At 46.1% G+C, this 17,861-nt stretch carries 16 protein-coding genes; 13 read left to right on the forward strand and 3 right to left on the reverse strand.

What is annotated here, in order from left to right; all coding sequences use genetic code 11:
• Positions 1 to 38 precede the first annotated feature (38 nt).
• The 8 genes from ACWJAO_RS06920 (at position 39) to folK (ending at position 6,965) form a co-directional block, all read left to right on the forward strand.
• Positions 39 to 1,433: an efflux transporter outer membrane subunit gene (locus ACWJAO_RS06920; RefSeq protein WP_264902606.1), complete on the forward strand. Its 1,395-nt coding sequence runs from the start codon at positions 39 to 41 to the stop codon at positions 1,431 to 1,433.
• Between the two features lie 30 nt (positions 1,434 to 1,463).
• Positions 1,464 to 2,246, forward strand: a complete 783-nt coding sequence (gene lpxA, locus ACWJAO_RS06925; protein ID WP_118139306.1) for an acyl-ACP--UDP-N-acetylglucosamine O-acyltransferase — start codon at positions 1,464 to 1,466, stop codon at positions 2,244 to 2,246.
• Between the two features lie 283 nt (positions 2,247 to 2,529).
• The gene (locus ACWJAO_RS06930) at positions 2,530 to 3,408 is read left to right on the forward strand and encodes a cell division protein FtsX (RefSeq protein WP_144151940.1); all 879 of its coding nucleotides are present in this window, start codon (positions 2,530 to 2,532) and stop codon (positions 3,406 to 3,408) included.
• Between the two features lie 106 nt (positions 3,409 to 3,514).
• On the forward strand, positions 3,515 to 3,745 hold the full coding sequence (locus ACWJAO_RS06935; RefSeq protein WP_006849068.1) for a DUF3098 domain-containing protein: 231 nt from the start codon (positions 3,515 to 3,517) through the stop codon (positions 3,743 to 3,745).
• Positions 3,746 to 3,774: 29 nt separating this feature from the next.
• The gene (locus ACWJAO_RS06940; protein ID WP_144151938.1) at positions 3,775 to 4,620 is read left to right on the forward strand and encodes an undecaprenyl-diphosphate phosphatase; all 846 of its coding nucleotides are present in this window, start codon (positions 3,775 to 3,777) and stop codon (positions 4,618 to 4,620) included.
• Positions 4,621 to 4,629: 9 nt separating this feature from the next.
• The gene (gene truB / locus ACWJAO_RS06945) at positions 4,630 to 5,346 is read left to right on the forward strand and encodes a tRNA pseudouridine(55) synthase TruB (protein ID WP_449139722.1); all 717 of its coding nucleotides are present in this window, start codon (positions 4,630 to 4,632) and stop codon (positions 5,344 to 5,346) included.
• 13 nt (positions 5,347 to 5,359) lie between these two features.
• On the forward strand, positions 5,360 to 6,544 hold the full coding sequence (gene queA / locus ACWJAO_RS06950) for a tRNA preQ1(34) S-adenosylmethionine ribosyltransferase-isomerase QueA (RefSeq protein WP_449139723.1): 1,185 nt from the start codon (positions 5,360 to 5,362) through the stop codon (positions 6,542 to 6,544).
• A 10-nt stretch (positions 6,545 to 6,554) separates the two neighbouring features.
• Positions 6,555 to 6,965 carry a 2-amino-4-hydroxy-6-hydroxymethyldihydropteridine diphosphokinase gene (gene folK / locus ACWJAO_RS06955; protein WP_449139724.1) on the forward strand — a complete coding sequence of 137 codons (411 nt, stop codon included), beginning with the start codon at positions 6,555 to 6,557 and terminating at the stop codon, positions 6,963 to 6,965.
• 57 nt (positions 6,966 to 7,022) lie between these two features.
• Here folK and ACWJAO_RS06960 read toward each other — a convergent pair whose 3' ends face one another.
• Both ACWJAO_RS06960 and rpsO read right to left on the reverse strand, forming a co-directional pair.
• A complete protein-coding gene (locus tag ACWJAO_RS06960) occupies positions 7,023 to 8,144 on the reverse strand; it encodes a helix-turn-helix domain-containing protein (protein WP_449139725.1) in 1,122 nt (373 codons plus the stop codon).
• An 88-nt stretch (positions 8,145 to 8,232) separates the two neighbouring features.
• On the reverse strand, positions 8,233 to 8,502 hold the full coding sequence (gene rpsO / locus ACWJAO_RS06965; RefSeq protein ID WP_022122065.1) for a 30S ribosomal protein S15: 270 nt from the start codon (positions 8,500 to 8,502) through the stop codon (positions 8,233 to 8,235).
• A 183-nt stretch (positions 8,503 to 8,685) separates the two neighbouring features.
• On the opposite strand from rpsO, the gene typA reads away from it, so the two are divergent.
• Both typA and ACWJAO_RS06975 read left to right on the forward strand, forming a co-directional pair.
• Positions 8,686 to 10,488 carry a translational GTPase TypA gene (gene typA / locus ACWJAO_RS06970; protein WP_006849082.1) on the forward strand — a complete coding sequence of 601 codons (1,803 nt, stop codon included), beginning with the start codon at positions 8,686 to 8,688 and terminating at the stop codon, positions 10,486 to 10,488.
• A gap of 57 nt (positions 10,489 to 10,545) precedes the next feature.
• Positions 10,546 to 11,457: a transporter gene (locus ACWJAO_RS06975; RefSeq protein WP_449139726.1), complete on the forward strand. Its 912-nt coding sequence runs from the start codon at positions 10,546 to 10,548 to the stop codon at positions 11,455 to 11,457.
• A gap of 13 nt (positions 11,458 to 11,470) precedes the next feature.
• Here the strand turns inward: ACWJAO_RS06975 and ACWJAO_RS06980 are convergent, their stop codons facing one another.
• Entirely contained in the window at positions 11,471 to 11,974 is a 504-nt protein-coding gene (locus ACWJAO_RS06980) for a sigma-70 family RNA polymerase sigma factor (RefSeq protein ID WP_449139727.1), read from the reverse strand.
• Between the two features lie 278 nt (positions 11,975 to 12,252).
• Here ACWJAO_RS06980 and ACWJAO_RS06985 point away from each other — a divergent pair, with 278 nt between their 5' ends.
• The 3 genes from ACWJAO_RS06985 to ACWJAO_RS06995 all read left to right on the forward strand — a co-directional run bounded on the left by ACWJAO_RS06985 (position 12,253) and on the right by ACWJAO_RS06995 (position 17,858).
• The gene (locus ACWJAO_RS06985) at positions 12,253 to 12,795 is read left to right on the forward strand and encodes a hypothetical protein (protein ID WP_449139728.1); all 543 of its coding nucleotides are present in this window, start codon (positions 12,253 to 12,255) and stop codon (positions 12,793 to 12,795) included.
• Between the two features lie 332 nt (positions 12,796 to 13,127).
• Positions 13,128 to 14,444, forward strand: a complete 1,317-nt coding sequence (locus ACWJAO_RS06990) for an acetylxylan esterase (RefSeq protein ID WP_449139729.1) — start codon at positions 13,128 to 13,130, stop codon at positions 14,442 to 14,444.
• 210 nt (positions 14,445 to 14,654) lie between these two features.
• The gene (locus ACWJAO_RS06995) at positions 14,655 to 17,858 is read left to right on the forward strand and encodes a SusC/RagA family TonB-linked outer membrane protein (protein ID WP_449139730.1); all 3,204 of its coding nucleotides are present in this window, start codon (positions 14,655 to 14,657) and stop codon (positions 17,856 to 17,858) included.
• Positions 17,859 to 17,861: the final 3 nt, after the last annotated feature.

Genomic DNA, 17,861 nt, shown 5'->3' on the forward strand with positions numbered 1-17,861 from the left:
AGAAGAAGTAATAACGCAATGTAACTTCAAAGGAAACAATGAAAAAGAATTTAAATATCATCATATTGGGTCTCGCAGCGCTCTCTCTGAGCAGCTGCAAGACTCTCTACGGAAAGTATGAGCGTCCGGATGTGAAGATCAGCGGCATCGTTCGCGATGTCAACTCTGCTACAGATACTTTGGCTGTAAAGGATACTACAACCTTCGCTAATATTCCTTGGCGCAGTGTCTTCACCGACCCTCAGCTTCAGTCGCTCATCGAGAAGGGATTGAACAACAATGTCAACCTCCTCAATGCGGCTTTGAACGTGAAGATAGCTGAAGAGCAGCTGAAGTGTGCCAAGTTGGCATTCGTGCCTGCCTTGTCTTTCACTCCTCAGGGAACCATCGCCTCCTGGGATGGTCAGGCTGCCACCAAGACTTACACGATGCCTGTTACAGCCAGCTGGATGGTAGACCTCTTCGGCAACCTGCTCTCTCAGAAGCGCAGTGCCCAGATGGCGCTGCTCCAGTTGCAGGATTATCAGGTATCTGTCAAGACCAACCTCATCGCCAACATCGCCAACATGTATTATACTCTGTTGATGCTCGACAAGCAGGTGGAGTTGGTTAACAATATGGAAGGATTGACCAAGGATACTTGGGAGACTATGCAGAAGATGCACGATCTCAGAATGGGTTACCGTACACCAGCCATCCAGTCTGCTGAGTCTAACTACTATTCTGTGTTGACCCAGAAGACCGATCTGTTGCGCCAGATTCGTGAGACAGAGAACTCTCTGAGTTTGCTCATCGGCGACCAGGCACATAGCATCGCCCGTGGCAAGTTGGATAACCAGAGTCTTCCATCTAATTTCTCAACCGGTGTAGGCATCCAGTTGCTCAACAACCGTGCTGATGTCCACGCAGCCGAGATGAATCTTGCCCAGTGCTTCTATGGTGTAGAGACCGCCCGCAGCAAGTTCTATCCATCTATCACCATTTCCGGTACAGGTGCCTTCACCAATTCAGGTGGTATGGGCATCGTGAACCCAGGTAAGTGGTTGCTCTCAGCTGTAGGTTCTCTTACCCAGCCAATCTTCCAGAACGGCCGTATCATTGCCGGTTTGAAGGTGGCTAAGATGCAGTATGAGCAGGCTTACAATACCTGGCAGAATACTGTGCTGAAGGCTGGTAGCGAGGTGAGCAATGCGCTTGTTCTCTACAACTACTCTGATGAGAAGAGCAAGATAGAGCAGAAGCGAATAGAAGTACTCGAGAAGAATGTAGAATCTACCAAGGAATTGATGGGTATTGCAGGCAGCTCTTACCTTGAAATCATCCAGGCACAGTCTTCACTCCTCAACGTACAGCTTTCTAAGGTAGCTGATGACTTCAACAAGATGCAGGCAGTAGTAAATCTCTACTATGCATTGGGTGGAGGAGCTAAGTAGTTTATAGTTAATAATTAATAGTTTATAGTTATGGCTAGTATAATAAGTCCAAAGGCAGAGGTTTCTCCAAAGGCTAAGATTGGAGACAACTGCAAGATATATCCATTCGCCTATATTGAGGACGATGTGGTCATCGGCGACAACTGTACCATCTATCCATTCGTGAGCATCATGAACGGTACTCGCATGGGTAATAATAATAAGGTGTTCCAGGCAGCCGTTATTGCTGCCCTCCCACAGGACTTCCACTTTACAGGTGAGGAGAGTGAGGTAGTGATTGGCGACAACAATACCATCCGTGAGAACGTGGTTATCAACCGTGGTACCCATAAGGGCGGCAAGACCGTTCTGGGCAACAACAACTTCCTGATGGAAGGTGCCCATATCTCTCACGATACCGTCATCGGCAACGGTTGCGTATTCGGTTATGGCACCAAGATTGCGGGCGACTGTGTGATTGGTAACGGTGTCATCTACTCAACATCTGTAGTAGAGAACGCCAAGACCCGAGTAGGCGACCTGGCGATGATTCAGGCAGGTACTACCTTCTCTAAGGATATTCCTCCTTATATCATTGCCGGTGGAAAGCCTGTGAAGTATGCAGGTCCTAACACCATCATCATGGAAGCAGCCGAGCTTACCGAGAAGGTTCGCAAGCATATTGCGAATGCCTACCGATTGGTATTCCATGGTCAGACATCCCTCTTCGATGCCATTAACCAGATCAAGGATCAGGTGCCAGATGGACCGGAGATTCAGAACATCATCCAGTTCCTGGAGAGTTCAGAGAAGGGTGTCATCACTAAAATGTAACGATGGTGTAATTATAGTGGGAAATTTCCTAAAAAAAATATTTTCATTTAGTAAATTCAAGTCATACCTATTTGAATTTTACTTAGTATGTGAAGGGCTGGCCGTGAGGTTGGCCCTTTTCCTTTTTCAATTGAACTTAACTTTTGCCTGTGGTTCGATTAATTAATTGAATAAATGTAAATAAATGCAATTTTATTTTGTAATCTCTTCGTTTATGCGTATCTTTGCAGACAATTTGGGTAATTGTGCCCTTTTGATTTTAAGTTAGTAAAGATTTTTTAAAATGAGAAAGAAACAATATAAGCCTAGCAATCATCGTGGATTGCAGGTCATTACTTTGTGTATCAGTACCGCTATGGTGCTCATTTTGTTGGGGTTAGTTATCTTCTCTGTCCTCATGGGACGCAATCTCTCTTCCTATGTGAAGGAGAATCTCGTGGTACAGGTGATGCTCGAACAGGATATGACTAACCCGGAGGGATTGCAGATGTGTAAACGCCTGAATGCAAGACCTTATGTCAATACGCTGACTTATATCACCAAGGAAGAGGCACTGAAAGAAGCTACCCGCGATTTGGGTACCAACCCGAGCGAGTTTGCCGGTGTCAACCCTTTCCAGCCTTCCATAGAGATTACGACGAAGGCAGATTATGCGAACAATGATTCTTTGAAGTGGATTGCCAAGGAACTGAAGGCATATCCGCGTGTTACCGAGGTTACTTATCAGCACGACCTGATAGAACAGGTGAACAATTCGTTGGCAAAGATCAGTATCGGATTGCTGATTGTAGCAGCCCTGCTCACCTTCATCTCGTTCTCGTTGATTAACAATACGGTGCGTCTGGGCATCTATGCCCGCCGTTTCTCCATCCATACGATGAAGCTGGTAGGTGCATCCTGGGGCTTTATCCGCCGTCCGTTCCTGCGCAAGGCTGTGCTTGTGGGCGTTGTTTCAGCCCTGCTGGCAGATGGTTTCCTGGGCGGTTGTCTCTATGCATGGTCGCTCCACGAACCGGAACTGATGAATGTTTTGGGCTGGCAGGAACTTGCCATCACCGGCGGCTCCGTTTTCCTCTTCGGTATCATCATTACCGCCTTCTGCGCCTGCATCTCAGTCAATAAGTTCCTGAAGATGAAGGCGGGAGACCTTTATAAGATTTAGTTGATAGTTAATAGTTAAAAGTTAATAGTTAAAAGTTAATGGCAGCTTTGCCGTATAGCAGGTTTGCTATAAACTGTAAACTATAAATTGTAAATTATATAAAATAATGGATAAGAAGAATTTAGCATTCGACAAGATGAACTTTATCTTGTTAGGCATCGGAATGGCGATTATCATCATCGGTTTTCTGCTGATGAGTGGCGCCGGTTCTAACGAGCATACCTTCGATACTGATATTTTCAGTACCCGTCGCATCGTTGTAGCACCAACCGTAACATTGATTGGTTTCCTTTCAATCATCTATGCGGTGATTCACAAACCGAAAGACAATGAATAATTTATAATTAATATACATATTATTATTAGATGGATTTTATTCAGACTATCATTATCTCTATCGTAGAGGGACTGACCGAGTTCTTGCCTGTATCCAGTACGGGCCACATGATTATAGCAGAAAATTTGCTGGGTGTAGATATCCAGGATAAGTTTGTCAACGCCTTTACTGTCATCATCCAGTTTGGCGCCATCCTTTCTGTCATCTGTCTGTATTGGAAGAGATTCTTCTATCCGGAGGCTGTGAAGACCGGTGAGAAGACCTATTGGAAGGCGATGTTCGATTTCTATGCCCGTCTGGTTGTTGGTACCGTGCCTGCCGTGGTATTGGGCCTTGCCTTCAATGATTTCATCGAGTCAAACCTTGGCAATGTACAACTGGTGGGCTGGATGCTTGTCATCGGCGGTATTTTCATGCTCTTCTGCGATAAGATATTCAATAAAGGCAGCGAACAGACCAAGCTTACTTACAAGCGTGCCCTGATTATCGGTTTCATCCAGTGTATAGCGATGATTCCTGGTGTATCGCGCTCCATGTCAACCATCGTGGGTGGTATGTCCCAGCGTCTTACCCGCAAGGCAGCAGCCGAGTTCTCATTCTTCCTGGCAGTGCCAACCATGTTTGGCGCCACCTGTCTCGAGGTTTATAAGCTCATCAGCCATGGCGGCGGCTCATTGCTCACCCAGGGCAACAACCTGTTCACATTGATATTAGGCTCAGTGGTAGCATTCATCGTTGCCATTCTCGCCATCAAGTTTTTCATCAATTATGTCACCAAGTACGGTTTTGCAGCTTTCGGCTGGTACCGTATCGTAGTAGGACTTATCATTATCATCTGCGGCCTTTGCGGTGTAGATATGCAGATGGTTGACTAAACATAAACTATGGATTTCAGAAAAGGAGAAATTATTGCCATCGACAAGCCTTATCGCATGTCGAGTTTCGGAGCCCTGGCGCATGTTCGCTATCTGCTCAGTAAGAAACTCGGTTTTAAGGTAAAGATAGGACATGCCGGTACGCTCGATCCCCTTGCCACTGGCGTGCTGGTGCTCTGCACCGGTAAATGTACCAAGCAGATAGAACAGCTGCAGACCCACACCAAGGAGTATACAGCTACCCTGCAGCTCGGTGCTACTACCGCCAGCTACGATAAGGAACACAGCGTGAATCACACCTATCCTACGGAGCATATCACCCGCCAGCTGGTGGAGGAAACGCTCAAGCAGTTTGTGGGCGAGATTCAGCAGGTTCCGCCTACCTACAGTGCCGTAAAGGTGAATGGCGACCGCTCTTATGCCTTGCGCCGGGCAGGCGAAGAGGTTCAGCTCAAGCCGAAGACCGTGCGTGTAGACGAGATAGAACTCACCGATTATAACGATGAGCAGAAGACCGCCAGCATCCGTGTGGTTTGCGGCAAAGGAACCTATATCCGTTCCCTCGCCCGTGATATCGGCAGGGCTCTGGATAGCGGTGCCTATCTTACCGCCCTCCGCCGTACCAAGGCAGGAAGTTTCGCAGTAGAAAACTGCATCAGTTTTGAACATTTCCAGGAATGGCTTGATGAGCAGCCTCTCGAAGACAGCCTTCAGTCATCCAAGTAATAAATAATATAACATGAAGCTATCACAATTTAACTTTAAGTTGCCAAAAGATCAGGTGGCACTTTATCCACATAAGGCAAAGCACGTGGTAAAAACTGCTAGTGGTGAACGTACATTCGAGATTACTCGCCGCGACGAGTCCCGACTCATGGTTCTCCACAAGAAGAGTGAAACCATCGTGATGTACAAGAAAGATGAAAACGGCAAGGATATGGTTGATGCCGATGGCAATCCAGTATTCCTGCAGTTCAAGGATATCGTGAATTACTTCGAAGAGGGCGATACCTTCATCTTCAACAATACCAAGGTTTTCCCAGCCCGTCTTTACGGTACCAAGGAGAAGACCGATGCCAAGATAGAGGTGTTCCTGCTCCGCGAGCTCAATCCTGAGATGCGTCTTTGGGACGTATTGGTAGAGCCTGCCCGCAAGATCCGTATCGGCAACAAGCTTTTCTTCGATGATGTCAACGAGATGGTTGCCGAGGTTATCGACAATACCACCAGCCGTGGCCGTACCCTCCGTTTCCTCTATGATGAGGATGGCAGTCATGATGTCTTCAAGCGTTCGCTCTTCGCTCTGGGCGAGGCTCCGCTCCCACGCTACGTCATCGATGCCCGTGAGGATCATCACGCTACAGAGGATGATATGGACGATTTCCAGTGTGTTTTCGCTGAGGTAGAGGGTGCTGTAACTGCACCTGCTACCGGTCTTCACTTCTCTCGCGAGCTGATGAAGCGTATGGAAATCAATGGTATCAACGAGGCTTATATCACCCTGCACTGCGGTCTGGGCAACTTCCACGATATCGAGGTTGAGGATCTTACCAAGCACAAGATGGATTCTGAGCAGATGATGATCAGTCAGGAGGCATGCGATCTGGTTAACAAGACTAAGCTTGCCGGTCATCGCGTCTGCGCTATCGGTACCAGCGTGATGAAGGCAACTGAAACGGCTGTAGGCACCGACGGTATGATGAAGGCATTCGACGGATGGACCAACAAGTTCATCTTCCCTCCATACGATTTCGGACTTGCTGACTGTGCCGTAGCCAACTTCTATCATCCTGAGTCAACTCTGATGATGAGTACCGCAGCCTTTGGTGGTTACGACCTGGTTTACGAGGCATACAAGATGGCTGTGAAGAACGGTTATATGTTTGGCTGCTATGGTGATTCATTGTTGATTCTTCCAGATTAACGGGGTGAACATGTATAAAGTATATTTAAGTCTCGGTACGAATTTGGGCAACCGAAAGCGCAACATTCGCGAGGTAATAGAAAAGATAGGAGAGCAGATTGGTGTGGTAGAGCGCCAGTCTGCTCTTTACGAAACCAAGCCTTGGGGCTATTCGTCGCCCAACGATTATATCAATGCCTGTGTGCTGGTTCTCACCACGATGGCTCCGCGCCAGGTGCTGGAGGCTACGCAGCGCATAGAGCGCGAAATGGGGCGCACCATGAAGTCGGTGGATGGCGAATATCAGGACCGCATCATCGACATCGATATCCTGATGATAGATGATCTGGTGATAGATGAGCCCGATTTCAAGGTTCCTCATCCGCTGATGGAGGAGCGTGATTTCGTGATGAATCCTTTGAAGGAGATTTATTCTAAGTAACTAAATATACAAGAACGGGCCAGAAACTTTAAAGTTTCTAGCCCGTTCTTCCGTTTCTTATCTTTCTTTATTCCTGCTGATTTCTTTCATCCAGGCAGATGGCGTGACGCCTTCTGATTTGGCAAAGACGCTTGAGAAGTAGGGCAGCGAGGAGAAACCTACGTTGTAGGCGATATCCTTCAGCTTGGCATCAGGATGCTCGCTCATCATTTTCTTGGCTTCTTCCAGGCGCAGGCTTGCTATCCAACTGCTGAAGTTCATGCCGAATTCTTCCTTGATAAAGGTAGAGAGATACGTCTTGTTGGTATACAGCTTAGTAGCAAGATCATCTATCGTGAACTGTTCCTTCAGATACGATTTCTCCAGAGTCCATTCTGTCACTCTCGGGCGTAGCGTCTCGATAAAGGCTTTCTTCGGATTGGCTTCTCCCATCTTTTCCTCTTCCTCCTTATCGACGTTTGCCTTCATCAGCGTCTCGTATTCTGAGGCATAGTTGATGATGTTTACCAGGATATAGAGATTCATGCCCACCACATAGAATTGCAACAGCCAGTTGAACAGCGCACCCGAACGGATGGATATCACGCCCAGTATCAGCATGCCGTAGAAGAGCCAGTGGCTCACCTTGAGCCATCTGATGAAATGGCTCTTCTCGTTCGAGAAGTAGTTTTCGAAGAGGGCGTTGCTCCTCAGATAGCACTTGTTGAAGTAGTAGATATGCCCTATGAGCATCTCCAGCAGTCCTATCAGGGCGATAAGCAGCAGGGGCAGCTGATATGCCTTCAGCGCATCTGTCATGGCGATAAGGGCGAAGAAAGCCGTCAGAGTGAACTTTACAGCTATCGCCCTGTAGCGCTTACGGGAGATATAATGAGGGTCGAGCAGACTGCTGAGCGAGAAGCTGAAGCAGATGCCCATCAGATAGAAGAGGATGATGTCGAAACAGGGTACCCAGTTGTTATATTCAGTCCAGCTTCCGGTAAATGATGCTATCCAGATCCATATATTCAGACTGATGAGTCCCATTCCGCCTGCCATCAGTCTTTTAGATCTGCGGAAGGTTTTGTAAACGGCTGTATCAGGTGTCTTGTAGAGCAACAGAATGATAGCCAGCGTCAGATAGATGATGCTGGTTACAGTAACAAGTTCTACAAAGTACTGTTCTAAGAAGTGAATCATATTCTTTTTTTTATGCAAGAAAAATCCCATCGCTCTTGCGAGTGATGGGATTCTTTGTTCTGTTAAGCAATGTGTCTGCCTAAGCTGATTACTTACGAAGACCGAGGGCCTTGATGATAGCACGATAGCGATTGATGTCGCGATCATACAAGTAATCGAGCAATGCACGACGCTTTCCTACAAGCTGTGTCAACGCACGTGTTGTAGTATAATCTTTACGGTTCTTCTTAACGTGCTCCGTCAAATGAGCAATACGGTATGAGAACAATGCTATCTGGCTCTCAGCTGAACCAGTATCAGAGTTAGACTTTCCGTACTTGCTAAAGATCTCTTCTTTTTTTGCTTTGTCTAAATACATAGCTGTAATACTTAATTTAATAAAATATGAATATGTTTAATTTTGCGCATCTGATGACCTTCCTCACGGTGGTTTCATTAAAAATGCGGTGCAAAGGTACAACTTTTTGGCGAATTATGCAAACATTTCGGGATTTTTTTGTAATTTTGCACCCAAATTTAAGTATTTAAGGTAAAAATTAAAATGCAAGACATTAGAAACATTGCAGTTATTGCACACGTTGACCATGGTAAGACTACATTGGTCGACAAGATGATGCTCGCCGGTAAGCTGTTCCGCGACGGCCAGGATAACAGCGGCGAAGTGCTCGATTCCAACGACTTGGAGCGCGAGCGTGGTATAACCATTCTCTCAAAGAATGTATCTATCAATTGGAAAGGTACTAAGATTAATATCCTCGATACTCCTGGACACTCTGACTTCGGTGGTGAGGTTGAGCGCGTGCTCAACATGGCAGACGGATGCCTCCTCCTCGTCGATGCTTTCGAGGGTCCGATGCCTCAGACACGTTTCGTGCTCCAGAAGGCATTGCAGCTCGGACTGAAGCCTATCGTTGTTGTTAATAAGGTAGATAAGCCTAACTGTCGCCCTGAAGAGGTGTATGAGATGGTATTCGACCTGATGTGCGACCTCGATGCTACAGAAGACCAGCTCGACTTCCCTGTAGTTTACGGTTCTGCCAAGAACGGCTGGATGGGCGAGGATTATAATCATCCAACCGACAATATCGACTATCTGCTCGATAAGATTATTGAGGTTATCCCAGCTCCTAAGCAGCTTGAGGGTACTCCTCAGCTCCTTATCACATCACTCGATTACAGCTCTTATACAGGTCGTATCGCCGTAGGTCGTGTTCACCGTGGTACTTTGAAGGACGGCATGAACGTTACTATCTGCCACCGCGACGGTACCCAGGAGAAGACCAAGATTAAGGAACTCCACACCTTCGAGGGTATGGGTCACAAGAAGACCGATCATGTAGATTCTGGCGATATCTGTGCCGTTATCGGTTTGGAGAAGTTTGAGATTGGTGATACCATCTGCGACTTCGAGAATCCTGAGCCTCTGCCTCCAATCGCTGTCGATGAGCCTACCATGAGCATGCTCTTCACCATCAACGATTCACCATTCTTCGGTAAGGAAGGCAAGTTCTGTACATCACGCCACATCCAGGAGCGCTTGAACAAGGAGCTCGAGAAGAACCTCGCTCTCCGCGTACAGCCTTACGAGGATTCTACCGATAAGTGGATTGTATCAGGCCGTGGTGTGCTCCATCTCTCTGTGCTCATCGAGACCATGCGCCGCGAGGGCTATGAGCTCCAGGTAGGTCAGCCTCAGGTTATCTACAAGGAGATTGACGGTGTGAAATGCGAGCCTGTAGAGGAGTTGACCATCAACGTACCAGAGGAGTTCGCTTCTAAGATGATTGATATGGTTACCCGCCGCAAGGGTGATATGACCTCTATGCTGAACATGGGCGAGCGTGTAGACATCGAGTTTGATATCCCTTCACGTGGTATCATCGGTCTGCGTACCAACGTGCTGACCGCTTCTCAGGGCGAGGCTATCATGGCTCACCGCTTCAAGGAGTATCAGCCATACAAGGGTGAAATCAGCCGCCGTTCTAACGGTAGCATGATTGCGCTCGAAACCGGTACTGCCTTTGCTTACGCCATCGATAAGTTGCAGGATCGTGGTAAGTTCTTCATCGACCCGGGTGAGGAGGTTTACGGCGGCGAGGTTGTAGGTGAGCATGTTCACGATAACGACCTGGTAGTTAACGTAACCAAGGCTAAGCAGCTTACCAACGTGCGTGCTTCCGGTTCAGACGATAAGGCCCGCGTGATTCCTAAGACCGTGATGAGTCTTGAGGAGTGCCTGGAGTATATCCGTGAGGACGAGTACGTAGAGGTAACTCCAAAGAACATGCGTATGCGCAAGATTGAGCTTGATCACCTGAAGCGCAAGCGCAGCAACAAAGACTAAACTGATATGTTTTTGTGGAGATTTTTTAGAAAGTTTTCATTGCCCTGCTCCCTGGTTATGGGAGCATTGGGCTACCTGATATTCGCCAATGTGCCCTTCCTGGTGCCCATTGGCGATTATTGTGGTCCGAGGTTGGTAAGTCTGATGCCGGTGGTGCTCTTCGCCCTGCTCTATGTTACTTTCTGTAAGATAGAAATCAAGGAGATGAAGCCTAAGACCTGGCATTTCATCCTCCAGCTCATCCGCACCTCGCTGGCATTGGCGATGGTGGTGCTCATCTTCGAGTTCGGTTCCGATTACAGTACCAAACTGATTCTCGAGGGTGCCTTCATCTGCTTCATCTGTCCTACGGCAGCCGCCGTGGCTGTGGTTACGGAGAAGTTGGGCGGCAGTATCGGTTCGCTGACCACCTATACGGTCATCGCCAACATTTTTACGATGGTCATCATTCCGAGTCTTTTCCCGATGGTAGAGAAGGGGGCAGATGTCTCGTTCCTCATGATGAGTGCGATGGTGTTCCGCAATGTGACAACGGTCTTAGTCGTTCCTTTGCTCTTGGCATTGTTGAGTAGGAAATTCTTGCCTAAGTTTGTGGATAAGGTGAAGAGCGTGAAAGACTTGGGCTTCTATATGTGGTGCTTCAACCTTACCATCTTGATGGGGGAGACGGTAAGGAATATCCTTCATGCTGAGGTTTCTGGATGGATTCTAGCCTTGTTGTTGATAGTTCCGCTGTTAGTTTGCCTTATCCAGTTTGCGATTGGCAAGGCGGTGGGTCGGCATTACGGGGCAAGTATCAGTGCGGGTCAGGCTCTCGGACAGAAGAATACCATCGTGGGCATTTGGCTCACCCTTACTTTCCTCAATCCATTGGCAGCCGTTGCCCCTGGTGCCTACGTCGTTTGGCAGAATATGGTGAACGGTTGGCAAATCTGGTATAAGGAAAAGTATGGGCATCTGAAATGGTAAGAGAGTATGCCTGTTACAGGCATATCGCTGCCATGTAGTGCCGAACTTCTTTTCTAGCCATGCTGAGGCGATTCTCCACCGTTTTATATTTGATGTTGAGGCAATCGGCTATCTCGCTTACCTTTTTCCCCTCTTCCATGCTCATGCGATATATCTTGCAGCTCTTCTCGTCGAGCCTCGCCATGCTCTTCTGTAGCCAAAGCTCCGTCTCGTGCATGGAAAGGAGGCTTTGTCCGTCTTCATATTGGGAAGAGGTCAGTTTGATGTATCGCTCATGTTGGTAGATGTAGGCTTGGTGTCGCCAGCGGTCTTTGATGAGGTTGGAGACGATGCTCCTCACTAATGCAGGGAGAGTGGTCTCGTTGATCATCTTGTCTGACGATAGCAAGCGAACGAAGGCATCTTGTACGATGTCTTGTGCATCATCCATGCTCATCTGGCATTTCAATGCGTAGTTGATGAGCTTGGAGCAGTTGGCTGCATAGTAATCTTGAATCAATAGATGGTTGTTGCCCATGATTTGGTTTGTTTTTAAGTTGTTGTTTTATTGATACCGCAAAAGTACGAAAGAAAAAATAAGTTGAGGGAGAAGATAGTACGGAAAGGTGGGTAAAATTAATCACTTGGGGGTATCTCCGTCATTTTATACTCTTATTTTGGCAAAAATACACCATAAAGAGTCTTCTCTTTCTCCTAATTTTGCAAGCGAATCAAGGATTCAATGCCATTCTTCATCATGTGAGGGTGACGAGTCCGATACCATTAAGAATTATAACTTAAAAACCGTTTTTCGATATGAGACAAACATTACTTAGCAGTCTATTGAAAGGTGTACTCTTCAGCAGTATGCTCGTTACAGCCACAACAACGATGGCACAGTCTAACAAAGTTCCTTCTTTCCCAGGCGCACAAGGTTATGGTATGTATGTAACAGGTGGCCGTGGTGGGGCAGTCTATCATGTCACCACACTCGAAGATACAGGCGAGGAAGGGTCTTTCCGATGGGCGTGTAATCAGAAAGGTGCTCGTACCATTATCTTTGATGTGTCGGGTACTATCTTCTTGAAGAGCCAGCTCAACTTGCAGTCGGGTGATGTCACTATCGCAGGACAGACCGCTCCTGGTGATGGCATCTGTATCGCATCTTGGCCTTTTGTCATCAAGGCTCCTAATGTAATTATTAGATATGTTCGTTTCCGTTGTGGAAATGACAATGTGGACAGTGTCTTGATGGCACGACCGATGGTGTGGCTTGTCGGTATGCGGGTGTCGGGAGTCTCGCGAATGTGGCACTCCTTTCTGTTCACGTCTTCCACACAATTGCCTCCGCTGAGATAAACATCGAGCATGGAAGAGACAATCTCGTCCCATTGGTATCCATTGTAGGTTGAACTGCGCTTGCCAAGGGTCTCGTTGATGACCTTGTCAAGGGAAAGAGAGCTAAAAGCCCTGTTCGTGAAATAATTTCCTCCAAAAGGAGTGAGTTTCTCAAATTTTTTGCTTACCTTTGCCATGTGTTAGATATTCCTTGTTTTTGTTTTGCAGCACTAAGGTAAGTGAATTTTCTGACATATGCAAACTTTGGGCAACTTTTTGCTGCCCAAAGGCTTGCATTTTTGTGAAATTTTAAGTCTGCTAATTTAAGGAATAACTATAAACGTATCGAAAAAATGAAAGTAAGAAACATTCTGATGGCTCTCTTCCTTTGGATAGTTTTGGCAACACATGCCGAGAACTATCCTTATCGCAGTGATTACTTATGGCTGACCGTGCCAGACCATGCCGACTGGCTCTATCAAACAGGTGAACAAGCCAAGGTGGAGGTGAGCTTCTATCAATACGGCATACCTCGTGATGGTGAGGTGAAGTATGAAATCGGCAATGACATGCTCGAAGGTGACAAGCAGGGGAGCGTGAAACTCAAAAACGGTCGTGCTGTCATCAACATGGGCACTCGCAAGACCCCAGGATTTCGTGACTTGCGCTTGGCCTATGCTCTTGATGGCAAAAAGTATCAGCATCATGTGAAGGTGGGATATTCAGTGGATAAGATACAACCTTATACCCAAGAACCAAAAAATTTCGAGGCTTTCTGGCAGAAAAACCTACGAGATTTGGAGCAAGTTCCTATGAGTTATACTAAGGAACTCGCCAAGGAGTATTGCACGGACAAGATGGATTGCTATCTCATCAAACTTCAAATCGACAAGATGCGCCATTCGATGTATGGCTATCTGTTTATCCCAAAGAATGCCAAGGCTGGTTCTTGTCCTGTTGTCTTGACACCTCCAGGAGCAGGTATCAAAACCATCAAGGAACCATTGCGCAATAAGTTCTATGCTGAGAACGGCTTCATCCGTTTTGAGATAGAGATTCATGGATTAGACCCACGTTTGCCTCAGTCTGCCTTCGAGGATGCGACTCGTGCCTTCAATGATGCCAATGGTGGTTATCTTGCCAATGGATTGGAGAACAAGGACATCTATTATATGAAGCATGTCTATTGCGGATTGGTTCGTTGTATCGACTTCTTGACCTCTCTTCCTGAATGGGATGGTAAGAATGTGGCTGTGCAAGGTGGAAGCCAAGGTGGTGCTTTGGCAATCATCGCGGCTGGTCTTGACAAGCGAGTAACCCAGTGTGTGGCAAATCATCCTGCCCTTAGTGACATGGCTGGTTATGTCGAGAAGGGTAGGACAGGCGGTTATCCTCACTTTAACAAGCAACCTCAGATACTAGGTAACAAGGATTGTCTCAATACCTTGTCTTACTTTGATGTGGTCAACTTTGCTCGTTATGTGAAAGCCGATACCTATCTTACTTGGGGATATAATGACAATACTTGTCCTCCAACTACAAGCTATGCAGTGTGGAATACCTTGAAATGCAAGAAAGAATCGCTCTTGACCCCAATCAATGAGCATTGGACAAGCGAAGATACCAATAAGAATCAAATGGAGTGGATAAAAGCCCATTTGGTGAAGTAAGCAAAAAAATAGGAAGTAAAAAATCCATTTATCACTCTGTGAGCGGTGATGAATGGTTTTTTTATTTTGTTAGCTGTATATTTTTGTGCAAAATATATCCTTTTGGAAGAATTTACACATAAAAAGTGCTTATTTTTACTATATGTATCGTTTTTAGTTATTACTTTTGCGCCATCAATTGACAACATTAATAACTTAAAGCAATAAACAATGAAAGTAAGACGAATAGACAAACTACTCTTTGCGTCATTCTTGGCATTAAGTCCTTGCGGAGCTTTTGCACAAGATGTCATTACTGGAACTGTGGTTGACTCCAGTGGTGAACCCGTTATCGGTGCTACCATAAAAGAAGGTAATACCAATAATGCCACAGTTTCTGATCTTGATGGTAAGTTTACTATCAAATTGAACAACAATTCAAGCCCTTTGATGGTGTCATACGTTGGTATGAAAAATAAAAAGGTGAACTTGAAGGGAAAGACTGAGGTTAGTGTGGTTTTGCAGGATGATTCCAACCAAATGAATGAGGTTGTGGTTATCGGTTATGGTACTGCCAAGCGTAAGGACTTGACTGGTTCTGTTGCATCTGTTGATTCTCGAACCTTGGGTAAGATACCTACGACATCCGCAGCTTCTGCCTTGACAGGTCGTTTGGCAGGTGTGTCTGTTGTCACAACAGAAGGTTCTCCTGATGCCGCAGTCAATATTCGTGTACGTGGTGGTGGCTCTATCACTCAGGACAATTCACCTCTTTATATAGTAGATGGTTTTCAGGTGAGCAGCTTGGATGATGTCCCTCCAGGAGATATAGAGAGCATCGATGTCTTGAAGGATGCTGCCTCTACTGCTATCTATGGTTCCAAGGGTGCTAATGGTGTTATCCTTGTTACGACTAAGAGTGGTAAGGAAGGTAAGGTGAAGGTCACTTTCAATGCTTCCGTAGGTTTTAATAAACTCTATGGCGAGACCGATGTTTTGTCTCCATACGAATTTGTATATTATCAGCGAGAATTAGATCCATCTGATAATGCTGGTTGGTTTGGCAAGTATGGAAGATGGGAAGACATCGACATCTATAAGTCACAGGAAGGTACCAACTGGCAGAAGAAACTTTTCTCTCGTACTGGTGTCAAGCAGAGTTATAACTTGGGCATGACAGGTGGTACGAAGGATATGCGCTATAGCATCAGCTATACACATGATGATGAAAGCTACATCATGAAGACCTCTAAGTTTAGACGTGACAATCTCAACTTGAAGTTATCCAAGGATATTCGTCAGAACTTGACCCTTGATTTCAATGTGAAGATGACCAATACCATCATAGATGGTGCTAGTGTTTCCAATGGCAAGAAACTTCGTGATTGTGTGAAGTATTCGCCAGTGAAAACTTTGTCTAGTCTTGGACGTGAGGACTTGGGTGAGGATGACGTTACGGAAAACTTGAGTAGTTTGAACGACCCATTCTACAATATCGCCAATGAATATCGCAAGCAGCGTCGTTTCAACAATGTCTATCAAGGTTCGCTTACATGGCGTATCATCAAGGGCTTGTCTTTGAGAGGTGAGGGCGCATACGGATTCTCACATACTAAGTTTGATGACATTTACCTGAAGAATACAGGTGAGGCAGCCCAGAAGGGTGGTCAGCCAGTAGGTAAGCGCACTTATACCGATGGCAATAACTATACCTTGCGTGCAGTCTTGTCATACGATACTCGTTTCTTGAAGAAACATCGTTTGAACGCTCAGGCTGGTGCCGAGATGGTTCATTCGCAGAGCGACAACATGGACATCAAGTCAGATTATTTTCCTATCGACTATACGGCAGACAATGTACTTGCCATGTGGAACGATGGTACGGCACAACCTACTTATACCACCATCAATGAACCAAGCCGTACTGCTTCTTACTTCGGACGTGTCAACTATATCTTCGACAATCGATATTATCTGACCCTTACAGCTCGTGAGGATGGAACCAACGTATTCTCTCCAGGCAACAAGTGGGGCTTCTTCCCTGCTGTGGCAGGTGCCTGGCGTATCTCAGAGGAGAAGTTCATGAAAGGTACGAAGGAATGGTTGTCCAACTTAAAGTTGCGTTTGAGCTATGGTGCCACAGGTAATGCTCGTGTCAAGTCTTATTGGCGTCAGACTTACCAAGCTCTTACCAAGAATTTGTATTATCAGAATGAGAAACCATTGAGTTCTCTTCAGACAAGTACAGTCTTGCGTAATGAGAACTTGACTTGGGAAACAACTTACTCTGCCAATGCAGGTCTTGACATCAACCTCTTCAATGGTCGTTTGGATGTTTCACTCGATGTATATAACAATAAGACCAAGAATTTGATTATGGCAGTTGACCTCCCATCCAACTCAGGTTATGACAAGCAGTATCAAAATCTCGGTCAGACAACCAATAAAGGTTTTGAGGCGAATGTAAAGGGCATTATCGTAGATAGAAAAGATTTCTATTTAGGTGCTAACTTCAATATCTCCTTTAATAAGAATAGAGTAGATAAACTCTATGGGGGTCAAGGTAACGAGATGATAGTCAGCTCAGGTAGAAGTGGTGAAGTTGGTGCCGATGATTACCGTGTATTTGAAGGACAAGAGATTGGCTTGATTTGGGGTTATAAGACGGATGGCATGTATTCTTTCGATGACTTTACCTATAATGCAACCAAACAAGGTTGGGAGTTGAATCCTGGAGTGGTAGATGCGTCTAAGGTCTTGACCAAGAGTTCTTACTTCGGTCCTGGTTTCATGAAGTTGAAGAAACTTAGTGGTGACGGAACTGAAATCAACCCAGATGAGGATAGAACTGTTATCGGTCATGCTTTGCCTAAGTTTACGGGCGGTTTTGGCTTGGAGACTTCTTGGAAGGGATTCGATTTGGCTGCCATGTTCAACTTCTCTGTAGGTAATGATGTGCTCAATGCCAACAAGATAGATTATACGACCTATGCAGGTGGCAAGCGTTATCAGAACGTGAGTACAGAGGTTGCTTTAGGCAAACGATTTACCATCATCGACCCAGAGACAGGTCAGAATATCTTCAATGGTAGATATGCCAACCCTGAGCGTTTGCAGGAAATCAACAAGAATGCCTCAATCTGGTCTCCATTGATTGGTTCTACCATCGTTACGGATTGGGCTGTGGAGGATGGTTCGTTCTTGCGTTTGGGTACATTGACCTTGGGCTATACCTTGCCTAAGTTGGTGACTAGCAAGATAGGACTTGGAAATGTGAGATTCTATGCGACAGGTTACAACCTGTTCTGTATCACAGGCTATAGCGGTCAGGACCCAGAGGTAAGTACTTCTACCAACAACTTGTGTCCTGGTATCGACTGCTCGGCTTATCCAAAGTCTCGTACTTATATTATTGGAATGAACGTAACATTTTAGAAT

Source organism: Segatella sp. (assembly GCF_977051555.1).